This window comes from Thermosynechococcus sp. QKsg1, assembly GCF_031586415.1.
In the GTDB taxonomy this organism is placed as follows: domain Bacteria; phylum Cyanobacteriota; class Cyanobacteriia; order Thermosynechococcales; family Thermosynechococcaceae; genus Thermosynechococcus.
In genome coordinates this window covers 1,164,365-1,182,703 of the sequence record NZ_CP134200.1, presented here as the reverse complement: position 1 = coordinate 1,182,703, position 18,339 = coordinate 1,164,365, and the positions used below count along the sequence as shown (strand labels likewise).

Annotated in this window: 21 protein-coding genes; 10 read left to right on the top strand and 11 right to left on the bottom strand. The window is 53.5% G+C overall.

The window, feature by feature from the left end:
- Positions 1-69: 69 nt before the first annotated feature.
- Positions 70-372: a carbon dioxide-concentrating mechanism protein CcmK gene (locus RHP47_RS05955; protein ID WP_286669095.1), complete on the top strand. Its 303-nt coding sequence runs from the start codon at positions 70-72 to the stop codon at positions 370-372.
- Here RHP47_RS05955 and RHP47_RS05950 read toward each other — a convergent pair.
- From RHP47_RS05950 to RHP47_RS05925, 6 genes are read right to left on the bottom strand one after another with little or no spacing between them, the layout of a single operon-like run.
- The gene (locus RHP47_RS05950) at positions 364-807 is read right to left on the bottom strand and encodes a hypothetical protein (RefSeq protein WP_190278261.1); all 444 of its coding nucleotides are present in this window, start codon (positions 805-807) and stop codon (positions 364-366) included. The genes RHP47_RS05955 and RHP47_RS05950 overlap by 9 nt on opposite strands.
- Positions 808-823: 16 nt before the next feature.
- Complete coding sequence (locus RHP47_RS05945; protein ID WP_190278260.1) at positions 824-982, bottom strand: hypothetical protein; 159 nt, start codon at positions 980-982, stop codon at positions 824-826.
- A gap of 4 nt (positions 983-986) precedes the next feature.
- Entirely contained in the window at positions 987-1,382 is a 396-nt protein-coding gene (locus RHP47_RS05940) for a Spy/CpxP family protein refolding chaperone (RefSeq protein ID WP_190278259.1), read from the bottom strand.
- A 45-nt stretch (positions 1,383-1,427) separates the two neighbouring features.
- Positions 1,428-2,135: a GUN4 domain-containing protein gene (locus RHP47_RS05935; RefSeq protein WP_286669057.1), complete on the bottom strand. Its 708-nt coding sequence runs from the start codon at positions 2,133-2,135 to the stop codon at positions 1,428-1,430.
- Positions 2,111-2,656, bottom strand: a complete 546-nt coding sequence (gene rfaE2 / locus RHP47_RS05930; RefSeq protein WP_149819067.1) for a D-glycero-beta-D-manno-heptose 1-phosphate adenylyltransferase — start codon at positions 2,654-2,656, stop codon at positions 2,111-2,113. Before rfaE2 ends, RHP47_RS05935 begins: the two co-directional genes overlap by 25 nt.
- The gene (locus tag RHP47_RS05925) at positions 2,640-3,509 is read right to left on the bottom strand and encodes a branched-chain amino acid ABC transporter permease (protein ID WP_149819065.1); all 870 of its coding nucleotides are present in this window, start codon (positions 3,507-3,509) and stop codon (positions 2,640-2,642) included. Before RHP47_RS05925 ends, rfaE2 begins: the two co-directional genes overlap by 17 nt.
- Positions 3,510-3,852: 343 nt before the next feature.
- Between RHP47_RS05925 and RHP47_RS05920 the strand changes: the two genes are divergently transcribed.
- From RHP47_RS05920 to ychF, 5 genes are all read left to right on the top strand, one after another.
- Positions 3,853-4,929 (top strand): glycosyltransferase family 4 protein, encoded by a 1,077-nt coding sequence (locus RHP47_RS05920; RefSeq protein ID WP_149819063.1) that lies wholly within the window; start codon positions 3,853-3,855, stop codon positions 4,927-4,929.
- 59 nt (positions 4,930-4,988) lie between these two features.
- Positions 4,989-6,347: a glycosyltransferase family 1 protein gene (locus RHP47_RS05915; RefSeq protein WP_149819061.1), complete on the top strand. Its 1,359-nt coding sequence runs from the start codon at positions 4,989-4,991 to the stop codon at positions 6,345-6,347.
- Positions 6,348-6,515: 168 nt separating this feature from the next.
- Positions 6,516-7,013 carry a DUF2085 domain-containing protein gene (locus RHP47_RS05910; RefSeq protein WP_149819059.1) on the top strand — a complete coding sequence of 166 codons (498 nt, stop codon included), beginning with the start codon at positions 6,516-6,518 and terminating at the stop codon, positions 7,011-7,013.
- A gap of 109 nt (positions 7,014-7,122) precedes the next feature.
- Positions 7,123-8,538: a type I glutamate--ammonia ligase gene (gene glnA / locus RHP47_RS05905; protein WP_310841298.1), complete on the top strand. Its 1,416-nt coding sequence runs from the start codon at positions 7,123-7,125 to the stop codon at positions 8,536-8,538.
- A 235-nt stretch (positions 8,539-8,773) separates the two neighbouring features.
- Positions 8,774-9,865, top strand: a complete 1,092-nt coding sequence (gene ychF, locus RHP47_RS05900; protein ID WP_310841296.1) for a redox-regulated ATPase YchF — start codon at positions 8,774-8,776, stop codon at positions 9,863-9,865.
- 23 nt (positions 9,866-9,888) lie between these two features.
- On the opposite strand, the gene RHP47_RS05895 is transcribed toward ychF, so the two are convergent.
- The 4 genes from RHP47_RS05895 to rodA all read right to left on the bottom strand — a co-directional run bounded on the left by RHP47_RS05895 (position 9,889) and on the right by rodA (position 12,475).
- A complete protein-coding gene (locus RHP47_RS05895) occupies positions 9,889-10,341 on the bottom strand; it encodes a diacylglycerol kinase family protein (RefSeq protein WP_286627031.1) in 453 nt (150 codons plus the stop codon).
- Positions 10,342-10,469: 128 nt separating this feature from the next.
- The gene (ybeY, locus tag RHP47_RS05890) at positions 10,470-10,958 is read right to left on the bottom strand and encodes an rRNA maturation RNase YbeY (RefSeq protein WP_286627029.1); all 489 of its coding nucleotides are present in this window, start codon (positions 10,956-10,958) and stop codon (positions 10,470-10,472) included.
- A 20-nt stretch (positions 10,959-10,978) separates the two neighbouring features.
- Positions 10,979-11,146 (bottom strand): DUF3285 domain-containing protein, encoded by a 168-nt coding sequence (locus tag RHP47_RS05885; protein WP_149819048.1) that lies wholly within the window; start codon positions 11,144-11,146, stop codon positions 10,979-10,981.
- 54 nt (positions 11,147-11,200) lie between these two features.
- On the bottom strand, positions 11,201-12,475 hold the full coding sequence (rodA, locus tag RHP47_RS05880) for a rod shape-determining protein RodA (RefSeq protein WP_310841294.1): 1,275 nt from the start codon (positions 12,473-12,475) through the stop codon (positions 11,201-11,203).
- A 78-nt stretch (positions 12,476-12,553) separates the two neighbouring features.
- On the opposite strand from rodA, the gene RHP47_RS05875 reads away from it, so the two are divergent.
- From RHP47_RS05875 to RHP47_RS05860, 4 genes are read left to right on the top strand one after another with little or no spacing between them, the layout of a single operon-like run.
- A complete protein-coding gene (locus RHP47_RS05875; RefSeq protein WP_310841293.1) occupies positions 12,554-13,990 on the top strand; it encodes a cache domain-containing protein in 1,437 nt (478 codons plus the stop codon).
- Positions 13,987-14,520 carry a GIY-YIG nuclease family protein gene (locus RHP47_RS05870; protein ID WP_149819042.1) on the top strand — a complete coding sequence of 178 codons (534 nt, stop codon included), beginning with the start codon at positions 13,987-13,989 and terminating at the stop codon, positions 14,518-14,520. The genes RHP47_RS05875 and RHP47_RS05870 overlap by 4 nt, the downstream gene beginning before the upstream one ends.
- Positions 14,517-15,398 (top strand): 3'(2'),5'-bisphosphate nucleotidase CysQ, encoded by an 882-nt coding sequence (locus RHP47_RS05865; protein WP_286649962.1) that lies wholly within the window; start codon positions 14,517-14,519, stop codon positions 15,396-15,398. Before RHP47_RS05870 ends, RHP47_RS05865 begins: the two co-directional genes overlap by 4 nt.
- Positions 15,399-15,451: 53 nt before the next feature.
- Positions 15,452-17,020 (top strand): serine protease, encoded by a 1,569-nt coding sequence (locus RHP47_RS05860; protein WP_286649961.1) that lies wholly within the window; start codon positions 15,452-15,454, stop codon positions 17,018-17,020.
- Here RHP47_RS05860 and RHP47_RS05855 read toward each other — a convergent pair.
- Positions 17,017-18,309: a hypothetical protein gene (locus RHP47_RS05855; protein ID WP_310841290.1), complete on the bottom strand. Its 1,293-nt coding sequence runs from the start codon at positions 18,307-18,309 to the stop codon at positions 17,017-17,019. The two genes, RHP47_RS05860 and RHP47_RS05855, sit on opposite strands and share 4 nt — an antisense overlap.
- Positions 18,310-18,339 lie beyond the last annotated feature (30 nt).

The window sequence follows — 18,339 nt, the reverse complement described above, 5'->3', positions numbered from 1 at the left end:
GGTCACTCTTTCTTTAGCTTAAGCACAGCCCTTTTCTAAAATATGGGAGACGTGGAAGGGGGAATGGCAATGGCAGCAGAAGCGGTGGGCATGGTGCAGGTCTTGGGGTACCCGGCAGCCCTTGCTGTGGCCGATACCTTGGTCAAAGCGGCTCAGGTTACCCTTGTCAGTTGTGAGGGGATTGGTGCGGGCTATTGGACAGTGGTGATTCGGGGAGAGGTGGCGGACGTGAATGCAGCAGTTCGAGCAGCGCGATCGCTCAGTGGCCACGAGGTCATTTCCCATCAGATTATTGCCCGTCCCGATGGCAATCTCGAACAGGTTTTACCGATTGTAGTCCCGCAGCAGCCAGCCGAGGATTTTCTACTTTAAGGTGTTTTGAATGGGCGGCTGAGGTAGGAGCCGTCGCACTGACCGTACTAGGCTATCAATGGCGGTAGCTGGAATAAAGTGAGCCGCATTATGCTTTGTTTGAAAACAACCTGGGGCAGCCTCTAGATCCCCTTCAGCACCAATCCATTCCCAAAACTGAGGAAAAGCGGTTTGAATGTCCGCTAAATCAATCGTCATTTTGTGGGTTTTGTCCCGCAGAAAGAGTTCAATGTTGCTATTCACCGTATGGCAATCGTCCAAACACACCTCTAAGGGGTCAGCATTGGCTGGCAAGTGGAGCAAGATGCCCTCGCGGTATGCTTTCATCATCCAGAGGCCATAGCGCTGGCGGTAGCTGCGGGCAACACTGAGGTCATCCCGCCGCAGGTGAACGTAGTAGGCGCGATCGCCATAGGTTTGATCGAGTCGTCCCAAAAACTAAGAAAGGGGATTATCCAAATTCAATGTGGCGATCGGGGTAGGCCAAACGTGCCTCACCGAGCAGGAATGTCCGCGACTCATGGGCACTGCTGAAATTGGTGATGAAGGTGCAAGCTTTGGCAAACGTGACCGAACCGCAGCGACCGGTACAGAGGACAAAAACGTTCATAACGCTAGCGAGATCCTTGCAGTTGCTTCACTTGCTCAGGGGTGAGAATTGTCAGCATTTCGACGCGGGTATCCTGCATCACCTTCGAGAGTTGTGTCTTTTGATCAGGGCGCAACGAAACGGCGTCCATGGCTTCACCGGTAGATTTCCCCTGTTTGATGGCATTGCGAAAGATGCGCTGCTGGTCGCGATCAAGGATCTTGAGGATGCGATCGTTGGTGCGCAGGGTTAGCCGCAGTACGGCCTGTTTTTGCTCAACACTGAGATTGAGTTTTTTCATTTGCTCAGCAGTCAATAGGCCGCCACTGGTTTGAGCCACGACTTGGGGTGGAATGACTGTGCCACTGATGCCAATAATCAAGGCGATCGCCACCATGAATCGCTGAATATTCTTTTTCATCGCTGCCACCTCACCACTGCTGCTACGCTTGTTGCTACCCCCATTCTAGGCTGTCCAAGCGGGATGATTGAGCAGGGCGTTGATCACCTGTACGCCCCGCAGTTGATTGGTCAGGGGTAAATGTCCGCGCGGGGCACTCAAGTCCCAGATAAATTCATTCGGATAGCGCGGCCACCGCTTGCCCTGCCGCCAGCCAATTTTCTCCCACAGCCGATCCCAGTTTTGACCGCAGCCTAGCCACAGTTGCCGTTGCACCGAATAGCCAAAGCGACCCAAGGAAAAGGCGAGCCACAATTGATCAATGGTTTGTAAATCCACAATCGGGAATTGCTCCACCTCCGTAAAGTAGAGCCAGCGGCGTTTTTGTGCCAAAGGACCCGCCAGTTCACAGAGCTTTTGCGTCGTCAGGCGATCAGCGGCTTCAAATTTTTCGGCCACCAGGAGTTCAGCCAGTTCCTGATAGTCCACCCCGCGATCGGAGCGCAGCGGGATCACCCCTTGGGGATAGTGTTGTTGCAAAAAGGCTTGCACAGAGGCTTCTGGGCTGTGGAATAGGAGACGATAGGCCTGACCGCGGATCCAAGGGGCGGGTGGGGGGGAAAAGGTGGCACTGTCTTTGAGGAATTCCTGCAAGAGGTGATAGCCTTCACTGCCTGCCGTACTCAGGGTGCTCATGGCGGCCAGTTGGGATTTTTCGTTGCCGTTGTACAACTGCTCCCGTAAATCGGCTAAGGCTGGTTCTGTGGTGACCATGCGCCCGGTGACTCCTCCCCATGCAACTCTAAAATGCGTTGGACGATCGCCGTTGTCGAACTGGGAACCTCTACTTGAATGAGTTCAATGCGACCACCATAGCGCTGCACAGCCGCCGCTTCCGGTAGGGTCTCCAGTTGGTAATCGCCCCCCTTGACGTAGATCTCCGGTTGGAGAACCTCGATCAGGCTCGTGGCAGTGCGATCGCTAAATAGCACCACCGCATCTACTGATCGTAAACTAGCAAGCACCTCTGCCCGCTGCTGTTCGGGAATAATTGGCCGTTTTGGCTTTAGAGTTGCCACGGAGCGATCGCTATTCAAGCCCACCACCAAGCGTTTGCCTAGGGCACGGGCTGCTGCCAGATAGCGGACATGACCCGCATGGATCAGGTCAAAACAGCCATTGGTAAACACCAAAGGGCGCCAGTCTTGGGGCGCAGCATTGATGGTAGCCACAAGGGCTTCAAGGGTGTAAAGGTTCAGGGGACTTCTCCTAAGAACACTAACTGAGCGTGCCACGAAATAGCCCTTGGGGACGTACTAAAAGCACCGCCATCATGATCACTAGGGCAACGGCCAGCTTGTATTCAGAAGGAATCATCAGGGTACTCATCTCCTGAGCCACGCCAATAATCAGGGCGCCAGCGATCGCCCCATAGGGATTGCCAATGCCACCGAGAATTACACTGGCAAACAGGGGCAAGATCAAAAACCAGCCCATCGTTGGCCGCACGGCGGTAATCAGGCCATAGAGACCGCCGGCCACTCCCGTGAGCACCCCCGCCAAGAGCCAAGTACACAGCACCACCCACTCGACATCAATCCCCGAAACCCGCGCCAAGTCGAGATCATCGGCTACGGCTCGCATGGCTTTGCCCACCTTGGTGCGTTGCAGGATCAAATGCACAGTGGCGATCGCCACCACCGCCAAAATCATGACAATCACCTTCGAGTAAATAATTTTCACGCCCCAAAAATCAAGGGCAGGCATCACTGGCAGCCGATAGGTTTGGTTTTCACTGCCCCAGATGAGAATCACAGCATTGCGCAGCAGAAACGACAGACCAATGGAAATAATAATCAGTGTGGTGGAAGTTGCCCGGCGATCGCGCATCGGCTGCCACAGGAGCTTCTCACTCAGGAGCATCAACCCTGCCGTTCCCAAGCCACCGATCGCCATTGAGAGCCAAATATCCAGTCCTGTTGCATTAGCCACCAGCGTTAGGTAGGCTCCCGCCGTCATAAAGTCGCCGTGGGCAAAATTGGGCAGGCGCAAAATCCCAAATGTGAGCGTCAAACCCACTGCTGCGAGGGCAATAATACTGCCCACCGCCAATCCGTTAACAAAGAGTTGAATCAGTTGAATATCCATGAACGATTGCGACTAAAATTTGAGAAAACGTGAAAGGGGCAGCACCTGCTCATAGAATAGCGATCAGTGGGGGGTTTAGACGAGAGCATTTTCTCTCACTGGAAAAAGTGAGTTCTATCTCGAAAGCTTCAAGCCAAACCCAAGATTATATCTTGATTTATACTGCCAAAATGTAGCGACAATAACAAATAATAGTACGGATTCCCGAAGTTTCAGGTAGGGATTTACCCCCTTGGTCTTTTTCAGTGAGATTGCGTACCGTTGAGGCAGCCATGCTGCTGAGTCAATCGCGCGATTAGCATCAAGGCAGCGGTGACCAACCGTATTGTTCGAGGAGGCTTGTATGCGCATTGCTCAAATCGCTCCCCTGTGGGAACGGGTACCGCCGCCAGCCTACGGGGGTGTGGAGTTGGTGGTGAGTCTGCTCACAGAAGAGTTAGTCAAGCGAGGGCACGAGGTCACGCTGTTTGCCAGTGGCGATTCCATTACCCAAGCCAAATTGGTTTCTACCTATCCCCACGCCATTCGCCTCGATCCCAATGTGCAGGAATATGCCGTCTATGAAGCTCTGCAACTGGGAGAAGTCTTTAGTCGTGCCAATGAATTTGATGTCATCCATTCCCATGTGGGCTATACGGCTTTACCCTACGCCAGTCTGGTGAAAACACCCGTTGTTCACACGCTCCATGGTCGCTTTACGACGGATAATGAGCGCATTTTCAGCCAATATCGCAACCAAAACTATGTCAGTATTTCCCATTCCCAGCGGCAACTACGGGATTTGAACTACATTGCCACGGTCTATAACGCCATTGCCGTGGAAACCCATCACTTCTATTCCCAGCCCAGCGATCCACCCTATTTGGCCTTCTTGGGACGGCTCTCCCCGGAAAAAGGCCCTCACCATGCCATTGAAATTGCTAAGCGAGTGGGCATCCCCCTGCGGATGGCCGGCAAAGTGGATCGGGTGGATCGCGACTACTTCAAGGAATTGATTGAACCCCACATTGATGGTGAATTGATCCAATTTATCGGCGAAGCAGATCATCCAACCAAGAATGCTCTCCTAGGTGGAGCGATCGCCATGCTCTTTCCGATTACGTGGCAGGAACCCTTTGGCCTAGTGATGATTGAGTCCATGGCAGCCGGTACGCCAGTGGTAGCGATCGCCAAGGGGGCAGCGCCTGAAGTGATTGAGCACGGCAAAACCGGTTTTCTGTGTCACTCCGTTGACGAATGTGTGGCGGCTGTTGCCCAAGTGCCGCAACTGGATCGCATGGCCTGTCGAGACTATGTTTGGCAGCGGTTCAGTGTTGAACGGATGGTGAGCGAGTATGAAGCAGTCTATGATACCGTTCTCGCCGACACCTTTGTCCATAATGGACATCGTAGGGGGACGATTGAACTGCTGGCCAGTTAGGTGTATCCCTGAACCCTGTGCAAAAGTGTTTCTTTGACCGTTATTCAAAAGGTGTATTTATGCAAGCATTATCAACCCGTACAGCAAAAAATACACTTCCTCGGGCGTTTGCCATGCCCCAACCGCAGGTGCCTGCCCGTCAACCCATTGCCTTGATTTCTGTGCATGGGGATCCCGCCGCTGATGTCGGCCATGAATCCGCTGGCGGCCAAAATATCTATGTACGGCAATTGGGGGAAGCCCTCGCGGCAGCCGGGTGGCACGTGGATATGTTTACCCGCAAAATCCATCCCGATGACCCCGATGTCATTGAACATAGCCCCCACTGTCGCACCATTCGCCTCGAGGCAGGCCCTCTGACCTATATTCCGCGTGAGAAACTCTTTGAGACCTTGCCGAAGTTTGTCGAAGCCTTCAAGGCTTACCATGCCAAATATGGCTATCCCCTGATCCACACCAATTACTGGCTCTCTGGCTGGGTGGGTTGGCAGTTGCGTCAGGAGTTGAATTTCCAATGGCTGCACACCTACCATTCCTTGGGGGTTGTGAAATATCAAGTGGCCTCAGAGCAAGCCCAACGGGATGAAACCCGCCTCATGGTGGAAAAAGCCATCCTTGAAAATGCCGACTGTGTGATTGTGACTAGCCCCCAAGAGGAAGCCTACCTACGGCGTTGGGTCTCCAAGGCAGGGCAAACACGTCTGATTCCCTGTGGCACGAATTTGCATCTCTTTTACCCCGTGGCCGATGCCCGTGCCCAACTGAATTTGCCTGCCGATGAGCCGATTGTGCTCTATGTGGGTCGCTTTGATCGCCGCAAAGGGATTGAAACGCTGGTGGCAGCGATGGCTCAAGTGCCCCAAGGGCGGTTACTGCTTGTGGGGGGGAGTGATCCGCAGCGCAGTGATGGTGCCGAACGGCGGCGCATTGAAGGATTAGTGCAGGAGTACAACTTGGGCGATCGCGTGACCTTTGTCGGGCAAATTGACCATGAGCGCTTGGCGGTTTACTACAGTGCTGCCAATGTCTGCGTTGTGCCCAGCTACTATGAACCCTTTGGCTTGGTGGCCATTGAAGCGATGGCCTGTGGCACGCCGGTGATTGCCTCTGCGGTTGGGGGCCTGCAATTCACGGTGATTCCCGAGGAAACAGGGCTACTGGTGCCGCCTCAGGATGCCACCGCCTTGGCCAAGGCCATTCAGCGTATCTTGGCTAATCCAGCTTGGGCGCGTACCCTTGGGGAAAATGGCCGCGAGCGGGTGCAAGCCCTCTTCAACTGGGAAGCGATCGCCCTCCAGATGGGGCAACTGTACCGGCAACTCTTTGCTGCCTCCCTCATGGGGAATTCACCGCGCTTAGAGACGGTTAAGAACACAGCCTCACTGACAACTGTGACCAAGGCGGCCTTAGCCTCCTAAACTTCTTAATGACGTAGCAGAGTGGTTGAGGACAAGATTAAGCAGCATTCCTGTGTGGAGGGATCATCTCTATCTCGCCGCTCTGCCCAATCACTGATTGCCCTTGCTGTGAACAATTTGTTAAATTCTAGGGGGTTGTTTATCATTTTGTATCATTTCTAACATCCAATGGTGCGGTGGCGATCGCTTTTTCCCCTATGGCCTGATGTCATTCTGGCGGCACTGATTCTAGGTCCTTTGTTTGCGCCTTTCTTGGCCGCTAGTCATTTTCTTTTCTTGCCTAAAATTGCCCACATTATCTACACGATGGGCAATCATGTATGTCCGCAGCCAGAAATGGGCTTGATGCTCGCTCCCCCTTGGAAAATGGCGGTGTGTATGCGCTGCTATGGCACCCTTCTGGGGGTTCTTTTGACCCGTTGGTGGATTGAGCGTTCCACCACTGCTCGCGAGTGGTACTGGCTGCCGCAGTATGGTCTGGGGGGCTTTTTAGTGGCGGTGTTGTTAATGCTGTTTTATCCCCTTGAGTGGGCACTGCAACACTATGGCGTCTGGGGCTATTCCAATTGGATTGTCTTTCCCTTTGGGGCGATCGCGGGACTGGGCTTGGGATTACTGATCATGCCCCTGTTATATCCCAAACAGCGCCTTGCTACCTCCCGCTAGGGAGCAAACACCGAAATTTTGGTAGCCTCCGATACAAAAATTAACTGGGGCAACTTTCTACCATAGATTGTCGCTGCGGTGCGCCCAATACAGAAGGAGTAACCTATACATGGCAACGCCCCAAGAAATCTTGAATTTGATCAACAGCAAGTACGAGCTAATCGACTTGAAATTTATTGACATGCCCGGCACGTGGCAACACCTGACGGTTCACAAGAGCCAAATTGACGAAAGTTCATTTACCGAGGGTGTGCCCTTCGACGGCTCCAGTATTCGCGGTTGGAAAGCGATCAACGAATCCGACATGGTGATGGTGCCGGATCCGGATACGGCGTGGGAAGACCCCTTCATGAAAGAACCCACCCTGAGCATGATTTGCACCATCAAAGATCCACGCACCGGAGAACTCTACGATCGCTGCCCGCGCTCCATTGCCACCCGTGCCATTGAGTACCTAAAAGCCACCGGCATTGGTGATACGGCCTACTTTGGCCCCGAAGCCGAGTTCTTTGTTTTCGATGACGTTCGCTACGACCAAAACCAAAAGTCTGGCTACTACTACGTTGATAGTATTGAAGGTGTTTGGAACACTGGCCGCGAAGAAGAAGGGGGCAACCTTGGCTACAAAATCCGTGGCAAAGAGGGCTACTTCCCTGTTGCGCCGACGGATACACTGCAAGACCTGCGGACAGAAATGCTCTTAACGATGGCCAAGTGCGGTGTGCCCATTGAAAAACATCACCACGAAGTGGCCACAGCAGGTCAGTGCGAATTGGGCTTTCGCTTTGGCACCCTCATTCAAGCCGCCGACTGGCTGATGACCTATAAGTACTGCGTCAAGAACGTTGCCCGCAAGCACGGTAAAGTGGCAACCTTTATGCCCAAGCCCGTCTTCAACGACAACGGTTCGGGGATGCACACTCACCAGTCGATTTGGAAAGATGGTCAACCGCTGTTTTGGGGTGAGGGCTACGCCAATTTGAGCCAAATTGCACTTTGGTATATTGGGGGTCTTCTCAAACACGCCCCAGCGCTGTTGGCCTTTACCAACCCGACAACGAACTCCTACAAACGACTGGTTCCCGGCTTTGAAGCCCCCGTGAACCTTGCCTATTCCCAAGGCAACCGCTCTGCCTCTGTGCGGATTCCTCTCACTGGTCCCAATCCCAAAGCGAAGCGCCTAGAGTTTCGTTGCCCCGATGCCACAAGTAACCCCTACCTTGCCTTTGCGGCGATGCTGTGTGCAGGGATTGATGGCATCAAGAATCAAATTGATCCGGGTAGCCCCTTGGATGTTGATATCTATGACCTCAGCCCCGAAGAACTGGCCAAAATTCCCTCCACCCCCGGTTCACTCATGGCGGCTCTGGAAAACCTGCAAAAGGATCATAGCTTCCTCACAGCGGGCGGTGTCTTTAGCGAAGACTTTATCCTCAACTGGATTCAGTACAAGCTGGACACAGAAGTGATTCCCATGTCCCTGCGTCCTCACCCCTATGAATTCACCCTCTACTTTGATGCCTAGGGCAGTGAATCCCTAGAGCCTCCCATTTAGGCACAGAGCACTTAGAGGCACTCATCAAGGGTTGCCTCTTTTATTTTTGTTGCCGATTCTTCTCTGACAGCGGTTTTGAGTGTGCCCGTAGTTGCCTAGGGCTGGAATTTCTGATAAGTTGGAGTGTTATTAAAAATTAACATTCCCATTTTTGGGTGTCATGTTTGGGAAAAGTCTTTCCTTAAGAATGAGGTTGTAGGGTCTGATGTTACGCGCGGGAATTGTCGGCCTACCGAATGTGGGCAAATCAACGCTGTTTAATGCCCTTGTGGCCAATGCCAAGGCCGAGGCGGCCAATTTTCCGTTTTGTACGATTGAACCCAATGTCGGTGTGGTGGCCGTCCCCGATGAACGGCTGGAGGTATTGGCAAAAATTTCCCAATCAGCGCAGATCGTGCCGACACGGGTAGAGTTTGTGGATATTGCGGGTTTGGTGAAGGGAGCCAGCAAAGGGGAAGGATTGGGCAACCAGTTCTTGGCCAATATTCGCGAGGTGGATGCCATTGTGCACGTGGTGCGCTGCTTTGAAGATGAGGATATTGTCCACGTGGCAGGTCGCGTCAATCCTGTCGAGGATATTGCGGTCATTAACTTAGAACTTGCCCTTGCGGATTTAGCGCAAATTGAAAAACGGATTGAACGTACCCGTAAGGCAGCGCGATCGCAAAAAGAGGCACAGATTGAACTCACGGCTCTTGAAAAGCTCCTTGGCGTGCTCAATGAGGGACAGCCTGCTCGTCTGTGTCAACTGACGGAGGACGAAGAAGCCGCCATTCGCTTTCTGGGATTGCTCACCCGTAAGCCCGTGATCTATGCCGCTAATGTGGCTGAGCAGGATTTGGCCACTGGCAATGAATGGACAGCGGCGGTTCAGGAGATTGCCCAGCAGGAGGGGGCGGAGGTGGTGATTGTCTCTGCTCAGGTGGAGGCTGAACTTGTGGATTTGCCCGAGGGCGATCGCGCTGAATATCTTGCTAGCTTGGGGGTCACTGAAGGGGGCTTGCGATCGCTGATTCGCTCAACCTACAAGTTGCTCGGTCTGCAAACCTTTTTTACTACAGGGCCAAAGGAAACTCGAGCCTGGACGATTCCAGCGGGTGCCAAAGCCCCCCAAGCCGCCGGCGTTATTCACAGTGACTTTGAGCGGGGTTTTATTCGCGCTGAGACGGTGAGCTACACAGACCTACTGGCCTGTCAGTCCATGACGGTAGCTAAGGAAAAAGGCCTAGTCCGCAGTGAAGGTAAAGATTATGTTGTGCAGGAGGGGGATGTGATGCTCTTCCGCTTTAATGTTTAGCCCCTCCTGATTGGATGACAAGTTTATAGCAACGTTCCCACAATCGGATAAACCAAGGGCGGCACAATTAAGGCCATCGCCACCCCCACCGCTGCGATCGCGCTGAGCAGAACCGCACCAGCGGCACAATCCTTGGCAATGCGAGCGAGATCATGATATTGCTTACCAACGGTGAGATCCACCACCGCTTCAAGAGCCGTATTCAGCAGCTCTAGCCCCATGACAACACCAATCGTGAGCAAAATCACTGCCACCTCAACGGGGGGAAGTTTTAACAGACCACTGAGGGCGATCGCGCTAAGACCAACTGCGGTGTGAATCCGAAAATTGCGCTGAGTTTGAAAGGCATAGACCACTCCCGCCCATGCATAACGGAAACTATTCAGTAAAGAGGGCGCCACACGGTAGGAGCGCTGTCGCAGTATGGTTATCCCTGATGTTTTCTCAGCATAGGTGGCAAGAACTTTTTGTGTCATAACGTTACCCATCACACCAAACATTGGTCTTTAAGTGTTGACGCTGGATTCCATACACCTTAAAAAGTTTTTCAAAAAATTTGGCTGTTAACGCCTTCCATTTAAGCACATCCTTTGGGATTTCGTTCCTATGGATCATCGGGAGAATAGGGAGGGGCAAGACCCACTGCCCTAAGACACTCAGCCTGCTGGGCAAGCATGCGCGCCAATTGCGTCTCATCGGGATGATCCCAGCCCAAAAGATGGAGGAGGCCATGGCAAGCCAGCCAAGTCACTTCTATGGATAGAGAATACCCCCCTTCTCTGGCTTGCTTTCGGGCGGTGTCGCCAGAAATAATAATGTCCCCTAGGTACTCTGGTTCTGCAGGGGGCAGAGGAAGCCCGTAGTCACGGGTGGCAAAGGCGAGTACATCCGTAGGGGTGTCGCGATCGCGATACTGATAATTAAGCACCTGAATTTCAGCATCCGTCGTTAAACGCAGTGTTACCTCATAGGCCTTACCTTGGTTTGGTTCAACCATGGCAATCCACGTGCGAAACCACACTTGCCAAGGAAGTTCTGCCACCTCATTGCTCAGGGAAGGATCGTGAAGTTCTAGATAGACGGTAACCGTCATTTGTTTTTGCTGTGTTCTCACTAGCGGGTGAGGTAGGACAAGCCCACCAACAACGCCAACAGACCGATACTGGTGAGGGCAAAATGGGTCAGAGATTTGCCCCCCTTGCGTACCATGTTCCGCATGGCCAATTTGACATAACTGGGCTGCTCGACAGGGGAGGGCGTGGGTTCTGGGGACTCGCTCATGGGATTTCACTGCTATGGGCAATCTTCATGAATTTTAACAAAGGGTGCTTGACTTCAGTAGCGCGATCGCGGGCGATGATTGGCCACCGATTGCACCAAGCCCAAACCAATATAGGTTGCCAAAAGGGCAGAACGGCCATAGCTGAGGAAGGGCAAGGGAATACCCGTCACAGGAAATAGGTTCATGGTCATGCCGATATTGACCACCGCTTGGAACATCAGCATTGCAAAGAGGCCAATGGCTAGGAGCGAGCCAAAATCATTGCGGGCGCTATTGGCAATTTGCAATAGCCGCAGGCCAATCAACCAAAACAGTCCTAAAACCAGCAACCCACCCCAAAAGCCTAATTCCTCACCGATGGCGGAGAAAATAAAGTCCGTGTGCTGCTCAGGGATAAACCCCAATTGTGTCTGCGTGCCGTGAAACAGCCCTCGCCCCCACAGTCCACCCGCACCAATGGCAATGCGGGACTGAATCAGGTGATAGCCCGCCCCCAAGGGGTCCTTATCGGGATCTAAAAACATTAAGAGGCGGTCTTTTTGGTAGTCCTTGAGAATACTCCACAGCAATTGACCCAGTCCTGCCCCTGAAAGGTTCAGAACAATGCCGCCGATCGCCCCAATCCACCCCAAGGGCAGGTTTTGCCATGCCACAACCCCCATCCCTAATGTCCACAGGAACCACAGCACCAGATTGAGTGCATAGGGCAGCGGTAGGGCAAAGAGAATGGCCGCCACCAAAGGAGAGAGCATCAGCACAATCCAGCCCAAACGGGCATTGGCCCAATAGAGCATGCCCAAGGTGATGGCGCCAAAGACAAGGGAGGTCCCCAAATCAGGTTCGGATAAAATCAACCCTAGGGGCAAGACCGTTGCCGCAAACACCCGTAGAATACCCCTGAGGCCATTGGCAGGCACCCGCTGGAGAAGGGCAGCTTGGGTGAGGATGATCGAGATTTTGGCAAATTCTGAAGGCTGGAGGTTAAAGCCCGCAATGGGCAGCCAACTTTGGGCACCGTTAGCTTCCACACCAAATAAGCTCACAGCCAGTAGAAGGGCACAACTGATACCATAGACCCACCAATGGACTGAGATAAAGACCGATGTCGGCACCCGTGCCAGTAGGAAAAGCAAAATCGTCCCCACGCTCGCGATCGCCAGATGTTGGAAGCCATCCTTTTCGCCAATGTGCAGCTCGGCACTGTGAATGGCCACTGCCCCCAACAGCGTAATCAGCCATACGGCAATTAAAAGGAGCCAATCCATCCCCCGCCAAGGGTGGAGCCAAGCAGACCAGCAGCGTTGCCATAGCCGAGTTGTCCAAAACATCGCCCAATATCCTTCGTTCGCACTAGGCTGGAACAGTGGTGGTTTGATCAAGATTCCCATTCTACCCTGAGTGGATCTATGCTTCGGTGGCGACAGGGTTGGTCAAGGCTTTTGTGGTCAATTTCGGGGCGGCTGCTGCTGGTGATGCTGCTGATTTCCCTATTACCGATGGGGATGGTGGTGCTCTACAACCAAACTGAAAGCGCTGAAATGATGAAGCGTTGGGAAATTGATGCCCTGCAACTGCTGGCGATCAGCAAAGCCCGTTCCCTTGATCAGCTGTTTCAGGATGCCCTCAATGATGCTCTCTTGGTAGCCAATGACAGTGACGTACGGTATTTCCTGAGGAGTGGGAGCCATAGTGCCATCGAGCAAGCGACGATGAATAACTTCCTCGAAGATGTCAAGAACCTGAACCCAGCCTATTATCATGTGATTCTCCTCAACCGTGAGGGCCAAGCGATCGCAGGGACACGGGGTACCCGTCTGGGGCTAGACTACAAGAACACCCCCCTCTGGCAGCAGTCGGCAACAGCAAACTACTTCATTTCTCGGGTCAAAATCAATAGCGCGATCGCTGAGCGACCCCTGTTTGTTGTCTTCCAAACGATTATTGATAGCAATAATGAACGACTGGGAGCAGTTCTACTACCTCTACAAGCGACCGCAGTCAAAGACATCGTGACCTACCTCGTGCCCGATATTCACGGTGAATCTTTTCTCATTGATGATCACGGTCTGATTCTGAGCACCACAAATCCCCACCTGAATTTGCATAGCATTGAACCACTCCCCCCCGAGATTCGCGACCAATATTTTCTCTTGGCATCGCCTCAACCCATTCCCACAGTGGCAGATCGCAGCTACACCTTGCGCAATGTCTTTCTCAAGGCCAAATCAAAAGAGGTCGGTGCTCTCCTTGCCAGTCGTTCTTCCGAAGGCGATGCCGATTATATCTATGCCTATGCGCCCCTAGCCCGTCATCAAGGCGTTGTTGTGGTCAGTGTACGGTTGAGCGAGTTTCTAGCGCCCTTAGAGCGGTTGGCGACCCAAGGTTTCCTCAGTCTTTTCTTTGTTGGTATTGGGGTCATTCTCATTTCCCTGATTGTGGCTCGTTCGATTACTAAGCCGATTCGTACCCTTGTCAGTGCTGCCCACGCCCTCAAGCATGACCAGTTTAACCAGTTTGATCCCAGAGTTCTCAGGCACTATGCTCAAGGGAGTGATGATATGGCAGAACTTGCCCAAGTCTTTTTGGACATGGCACAGGCGGTAGAGCAGCGCCAAGATCAACTGGAGGAGGAACTGAGTGAACTAAAAATCGAAATTGACCAAGAAAAGCGAAAGAAATCCGTTACCGAAATTACCAGCACCGACTACTTTCAAGAACTGCGCCAACGGGCACAACAATTGCGCCAACGGGCCCATACCAAATCTCCCACTCCTGCCACACATCCACAGATAGGGCATACTGAGGGTGAAGCACGCAAAGATGAGCCACCCCTGCCAACATGAGCTTTCCTGCGCCGACTTTGGCTGAATTGCCCTTCCATCCCTACATTGATGATTCAGGCCGGGTAGCACCGGATCTTAAGGGGGCGATCGGTCTCTATGCCATTTTTGATGCCACTGGCAGCGTACAGTATATTGGCTATTCGCGGGATATGCGACTGAGTTTGCTGCAACACCTTGTGCGTTGTCCGCAGCAGTGTCGTGGCTATAAGGCGATCGCCATCGAACGTCCCGATCGCCCGTGGCTAGAAGCTGTAAAACAACAGTGGCTAGCGGAATTGGGAACCGTCCCCCTCGGCAACGATCGCGATCGCCCCCAGTGGGAAAATGCCATTGATGTCAGGGAGCAAATGACCGAGGCCGAACGCACTGCATGGGCAAGTGCCGATCCATTGACGCAACCGAAACTGCTAAAACAGGTGGCGCGGCGGGTTGAAGCAGCAATTCTAGAACAGCTAAAGCAGCGATCGCTACAGGAGCCGCTGGTCTTTAACGCCAAACTGAAGGAAAGTGGACGGCTGGACCTCAAATGATGACTTCTCCCCCCCTGACCTCTAGCCAAATCTGGCAAATCAATCAACTTCTGCGCCAAGCGGGGCAGCGGGCACGGCAACTGGCACAGCAACCCTTTGAGGTCATTGAAAAGGGACGCCAAGACTTTGCCACCAGTATTGATCGCTTCTTGGATCGGCTGCTAAGTCAGAAATTTCGCGCTTGGTTTCCTGAGGATGGCATCATCAGCGAAGAAAATGCTGACTCCCAAGCGATCTTTCAAGAACCGAAAAATCGCTACTGGCTGATTGATCCCCTCGATGGCACGGATGATCTGATTCACCATCGCCAAGGTTACGCCCTCATGGTGGGCCTGCTGGCGCACTACAGTCCAGTGGCGGGTTGGATCTATGCTCCCAATCTGGATCACCTCTACTATGGCGGTAAAGATTGGGGACTCTTTCAGATGAGCAGTGGTGGCCCCCCTGTCCCCCTCTTACCCGTTTGCCCGCCCTCTCCTAATGAAGACCATTGCCCGATCATGATTGGCTATCGCGACTACCGCACCTACGGCGATGCAATTCATCGGGTGTTGCCCCAAGTGGAATTTCGCTTTCTGGGCAGTTTTGGTCTCAAGGTGATTGAAGTGATTTTGGGACGGGCGGGACTCTACCTCTACTTAAATCAGCGGGTGAAGCTCTGGGACACCACCGCCCCCTTGGCTTTAGCAACGGCAGCAGGTTTGGTGTGCACCGACTTGCAGGGAAATCCCTTGCGCTTTGATGCTACGGGGTTACAGGGACAGACCCTTGCCCATCAGCAACCAATTCTCATTGGCTGGCCAGAGTATATCGCTGCCTTGCGATCGCCCTTGGTGGAGGCGATTACCGCCGTTCAACTGTCCCTTGGCTCTACCTAGAATCCCTGAGAAATAGGCTATCGTGGGGCTAGAGTCTGCTTGGAGGCATCCCGATGGGGCGCTGGCACAGTTGGTCATTGGTAGGAATGGCGATCGCCACCGTCCATATTGCTCAGCCTTTTCCGGCTCAAGGGGTGAGCGTTACAGAAGTTGCCCGCATTGCCAAAAATATCACCGTGCTGATTGAAGGTGCCAACAGCCACGGCTCAGGTATCCTACTGCAGCGCAAGGGCAGTACCTACGTTATCCTCACCGCCTACCATGTGGTTGAAAAGGCCGGCCAGTACACGGTGAAAACGGTTGATGGTCAGCGCTATGCCATGCGACCCAATTCCATTCGTCGCTTGCCCGGCGTTGATCTGGCCACGCTGGAAATTGAAAGCAACCGCGATTACACCCTTGCCACACTGGGAAACTCCGTAGAGGCAGTGGAGGGCATGCCCGTTTTTGTGGCTGGTTTTCCTGCTCAGGAGGCCTCGGTTCTGGGGGGCATTTATCAATTTACCGAGGGGCGGTTGACGGCCAATGCCTCGCGTCCGATTCAAGATGGCTATGCCTTGGTCTATAGCAATCCCACCTTGCCGGGGATGAGTGGCGGCCCTGTCCTCGATGAAAATGGCCGTTTAATTGGGGTTCATGGCAGTGCCGATATTGCTTCTACCCTTGTGCAGGAGGGCAGTGGCTCCAGTACTGTCTTTGTGAAACGCGGCTTTAATCTCGGCATTCCCATCAATACCTACTTGAGTTTGGCCACACCGTCGCGGGAAACCACGGCTCTGCCTGCCCCGACCCCCCTGAAAGCAGCGGACTATTTCCTCGCCGCTGAGGAGCACTTCCAACGCAAGAATTTTGCCGCCGCCATTGACAACTATACCCAGGCGATCGCCCTCAATCCCAACTACAGTGAAGCCTATCTGGGACGCGCCGTAGCGCAAATGTTTGCCCTTGTGCCTCACCAAGACTTTAATCAGCTCGGTGAAGAACTGGGAACCAAGTACCTGAGTCGTCTGACCCAAGGTAACCCTATTCTCAAGGATGCCTTTCCCCCCAACCCGCCCACCCCGATGCTGGATACGTTTGTCCGCAATATGGCTGAACGCCCCAGCACGATTCAGCAGGACATTGCCAAGGCGATCGCCCTCAATCCCCAGTACACCGAAGCCTATGGCATCCGTAGCTTTTTGAATTTGCTCCTCGGCAACTTTGGTACTGCCGTTGCGGATAGCGATCGCGCCCTTGCCCTCAGTCCCAACAACAGCGATCTACAGATGATTCAATCCTTGGCGTTGTTTCTCAGTGGCGATTTTCGCCGCAGTATCCCCGTGTTTGATCGTCTCATTGCCGCCAATCCCAAGAGCACCGACTATCATTTGCTGCGGGGAATTGCGGCTTTTCTCATGGGAGATTATGCCCTCAGTCGCCCCAGTTGGACGGCCTTGACGCAACTCACCCCCAAAGATCCCATCCCCTTTGCGGTGCGGGGTGTAACGTATCTCCTTGAACAGAACTCCAAAGCGAGCCTACCGGATCTGCGCCAAGCCGCTGAACTCTATCGCCAACAGGGGAATATGCAGTCCTACAACGAAATGATGGACGCAATTCGTCAGATTGAGAACCGCTAGCGTTGCCACTGCTGCAAGAGCCAACGACCCAAACGAATCAGGTGTTCTTCAATCCAGAGAAACAGGCGATCGCACCACAGCAGCAGCCGTTCAAACCAGTGGAGTTCATAGCCAATCAGGGCAGCATCCACATCAAGAATTAACTGCTCTGGATTTGGAGGGACACTGGTGGCCGCAGTTTCTGAGGGTGGCGAATGGGCTAGGGAATCAGAGCGACTGCCTAGGCTAAGCAGGGTCTCCACGGGAGAAAAGACGGGCAGAGGATCCGTAGCCGCCAATAGCGGTGAATTTACGGCTGCCACCACTGGGGGTTGGAATCCCCCTAGCCAATAGGAGAGTTGACTCAGCCAGTTTGGGAAGGGCAGCTTGAAGGGATTGAGATGGCGTTCAATCCAAGCCAGAACTTGCGCCTGTTGGGTGGGGCTGAGGGTGTAAAGAATGGTGTTATCCGTGCCAATGAGCACCATCTGCTGGGTTTCTAGGAGAGTCGCAATCCCCTGTACCCGCCCTTGGGACAGCGTATTTTTGCGGCCGAAGGGAAGGCGCGATCGCAACCAGCGGAGGGCAGCGGCTAGGGGAGACACTGGGGGTAGGACTAAATCCCCTTCACTAGCACCTGTTAACTGAAGTTGCCCTAGAAAATTGCCCACCAAACAGGACGGTGGGTTAGAGCCTGCTTTGAGCGATCGCTGCTGCCAACCCCAGAGCCAGTGATGCCGTCGCCGATACCACTGCCGAACGTGCTGATAGTACGCTGCCAAGGCATAGGCAATGTGTTGCTCAATTTGCTGCTGTTCTGTGGCGGTGAAGATTTTCAAGGGACGGGCAGCCTCATCCACAAGCAATAGGGATTTTGCGGCGCGATCGCAGGCAAGGTAAAAGGGTTGCCGCTGTGCCAAAGGCGCGTCCTGTGGCGGTAACGTCTTGGACTGGGGTTGAAACCAGCGCTGCCACCAAGTCAGTGGACGGGCAATGGGGGCGATCGCCACCACCCAAGAGTCATCCTCCCCTTTCGTCAGGGAGAGGGCAGACATCACACTTAACAACGCTTCATCGGCAGGGGGTGCCGCTGTGGGTTGCGCTAGGAGGCGTTGACGCATTCGAGAGACGCTGCCCATGAGTTGGGGGAGTCCCCGCTGCCAAACCTGTGCCAGAATGGCGCCAATCACCTGCAGCGTGCCACTGAGGCTGCTTTCAATTTGCCATAGTTGGCGTTGCCAGTGTTGCCGCCAACGGTGCCATTGCTGTTGCCAAAAGCTCAAGAAGCGACTCTGATAGGAAACTGCCATCGCAGCTTTGGGGGTAGAGGAATATAAAAC

Excerpts from the sequence above, each read along its gene's own strand:
- RHP47_RS05855 (WP_310841290.1), bottom strand. The coding sequence starts at position 18,309 with ATGGCAGTTTCCTATCAGAGTCGCTTCTTGAGCTTTTGGCAACAGCAA.
- glnA (WP_310841298.1), top strand. The coding sequence starts at position 7,123 with ATGGCAACGCCCCAAGAAATCTTGAATTTGATCAACAGCAAGTACGAG.
- RHP47_RS05860 (WP_286649961.1), top strand. The coding sequence starts at position 15,452 with ATGGGGCGCTGGCACAGTTGGTCATTGGTAGGAATGGCGATCGCCACC.
- RHP47_RS05865 (WP_286649962.1), top strand. The coding sequence starts at position 14,517 with ATGATGACTTCTCCCCCCCTGACCTCTAGCCAAATCTGGCAAATCAAT.
- RHP47_RS05910 (WP_149819059.1), top strand. The coding sequence starts at position 6,516 with ATGGTGCGGTGGCGATCGCTTTTTCCCCTATGGCCTGATGTCATTCTG.
- RHP47_RS05925 (WP_149819065.1), bottom strand. The coding sequence starts at position 3,509 with ATGGATATTCAACTGATTCAACTCTTTGTTAACGGATTGGCGGTGGGC.
- RHP47_RS05895 (WP_286627031.1), bottom strand. The coding sequence starts at position 10,341 with ATGACACAAAAAGTTCTTGCCACCTATGCTGAGAAAACATCAGGGATA.
- rodA (WP_310841294.1), bottom strand. The coding sequence starts at position 12,475 with ATGTTTTGGACAACTCGGCTATGGCAACGCTGCTGGTCTGCTTGGCTC.
- ybeY (WP_286627029.1), bottom strand. The coding sequence starts at position 10,958 with ATGACGGTTACCGTCTATCTAGAACTTCACGATCCTTCCCTGAGCAAT.
- RHP47_RS05915 (WP_149819061.1), top strand. The coding sequence starts at position 4,989 with ATGCAAGCATTATCAACCCGTACAGCAAAAAATACACTTCCTCGGGCG.
- ychF (WP_310841296.1), top strand. The coding sequence starts at position 8,774 with ATGTTACGCGCGGGAATTGTCGGCCTACCGAATGTGGGCAAATCAACG.
- RHP47_RS05920 (WP_149819063.1), top strand. The coding sequence starts at position 3,853 with ATGCGCATTGCTCAAATCGCTCCCCTGTGGGAACGGGTACCGCCGCCA.
- RHP47_RS05875 (WP_310841293.1), top strand. The coding sequence starts at position 12,554 with ATGCTTCGGTGGCGACAGGGTTGGTCAAGGCTTTTGTGGTCAATTTCG.
- RHP47_RS05945 (WP_190278260.1), bottom strand. The coding sequence starts at position 982 with ATGAACGTTTTTGTCCTCTGTACCGGTCGCTGCGGTTCGGTCACGTTT.
- RHP47_RS05935 (WP_286669057.1), bottom strand. The coding sequence starts at position 2,135 with ATGGTCACCACAGAACCAGCCTTAGCCGATTTACGGGAGCAGTTGTAC.
- RHP47_RS05940 (WP_190278259.1), bottom strand. The coding sequence starts at position 1,382 with ATGAAAAAGAATATTCAGCGATTCATGGTGGCGATCGCCTTGATTATT.
- RHP47_RS05870 (WP_149819042.1), top strand. The coding sequence starts at position 13,987 with ATGAGCTTTCCTGCGCCGACTTTGGCTGAATTGCCCTTCCATCCCTAC.
- RHP47_RS05885 (WP_149819048.1), bottom strand. The coding sequence starts at position 11,146 with ATGAGCGAGTCCCCAGAACCCACGCCCTCCCCTGTCGAGCAGCCCAGT.
- RHP47_RS05955 (WP_286669095.1), top strand. The coding sequence starts at position 70 with ATGGCAGCAGAAGCGGTGGGCATGGTGCAGGTCTTGGGGTACCCGGCA.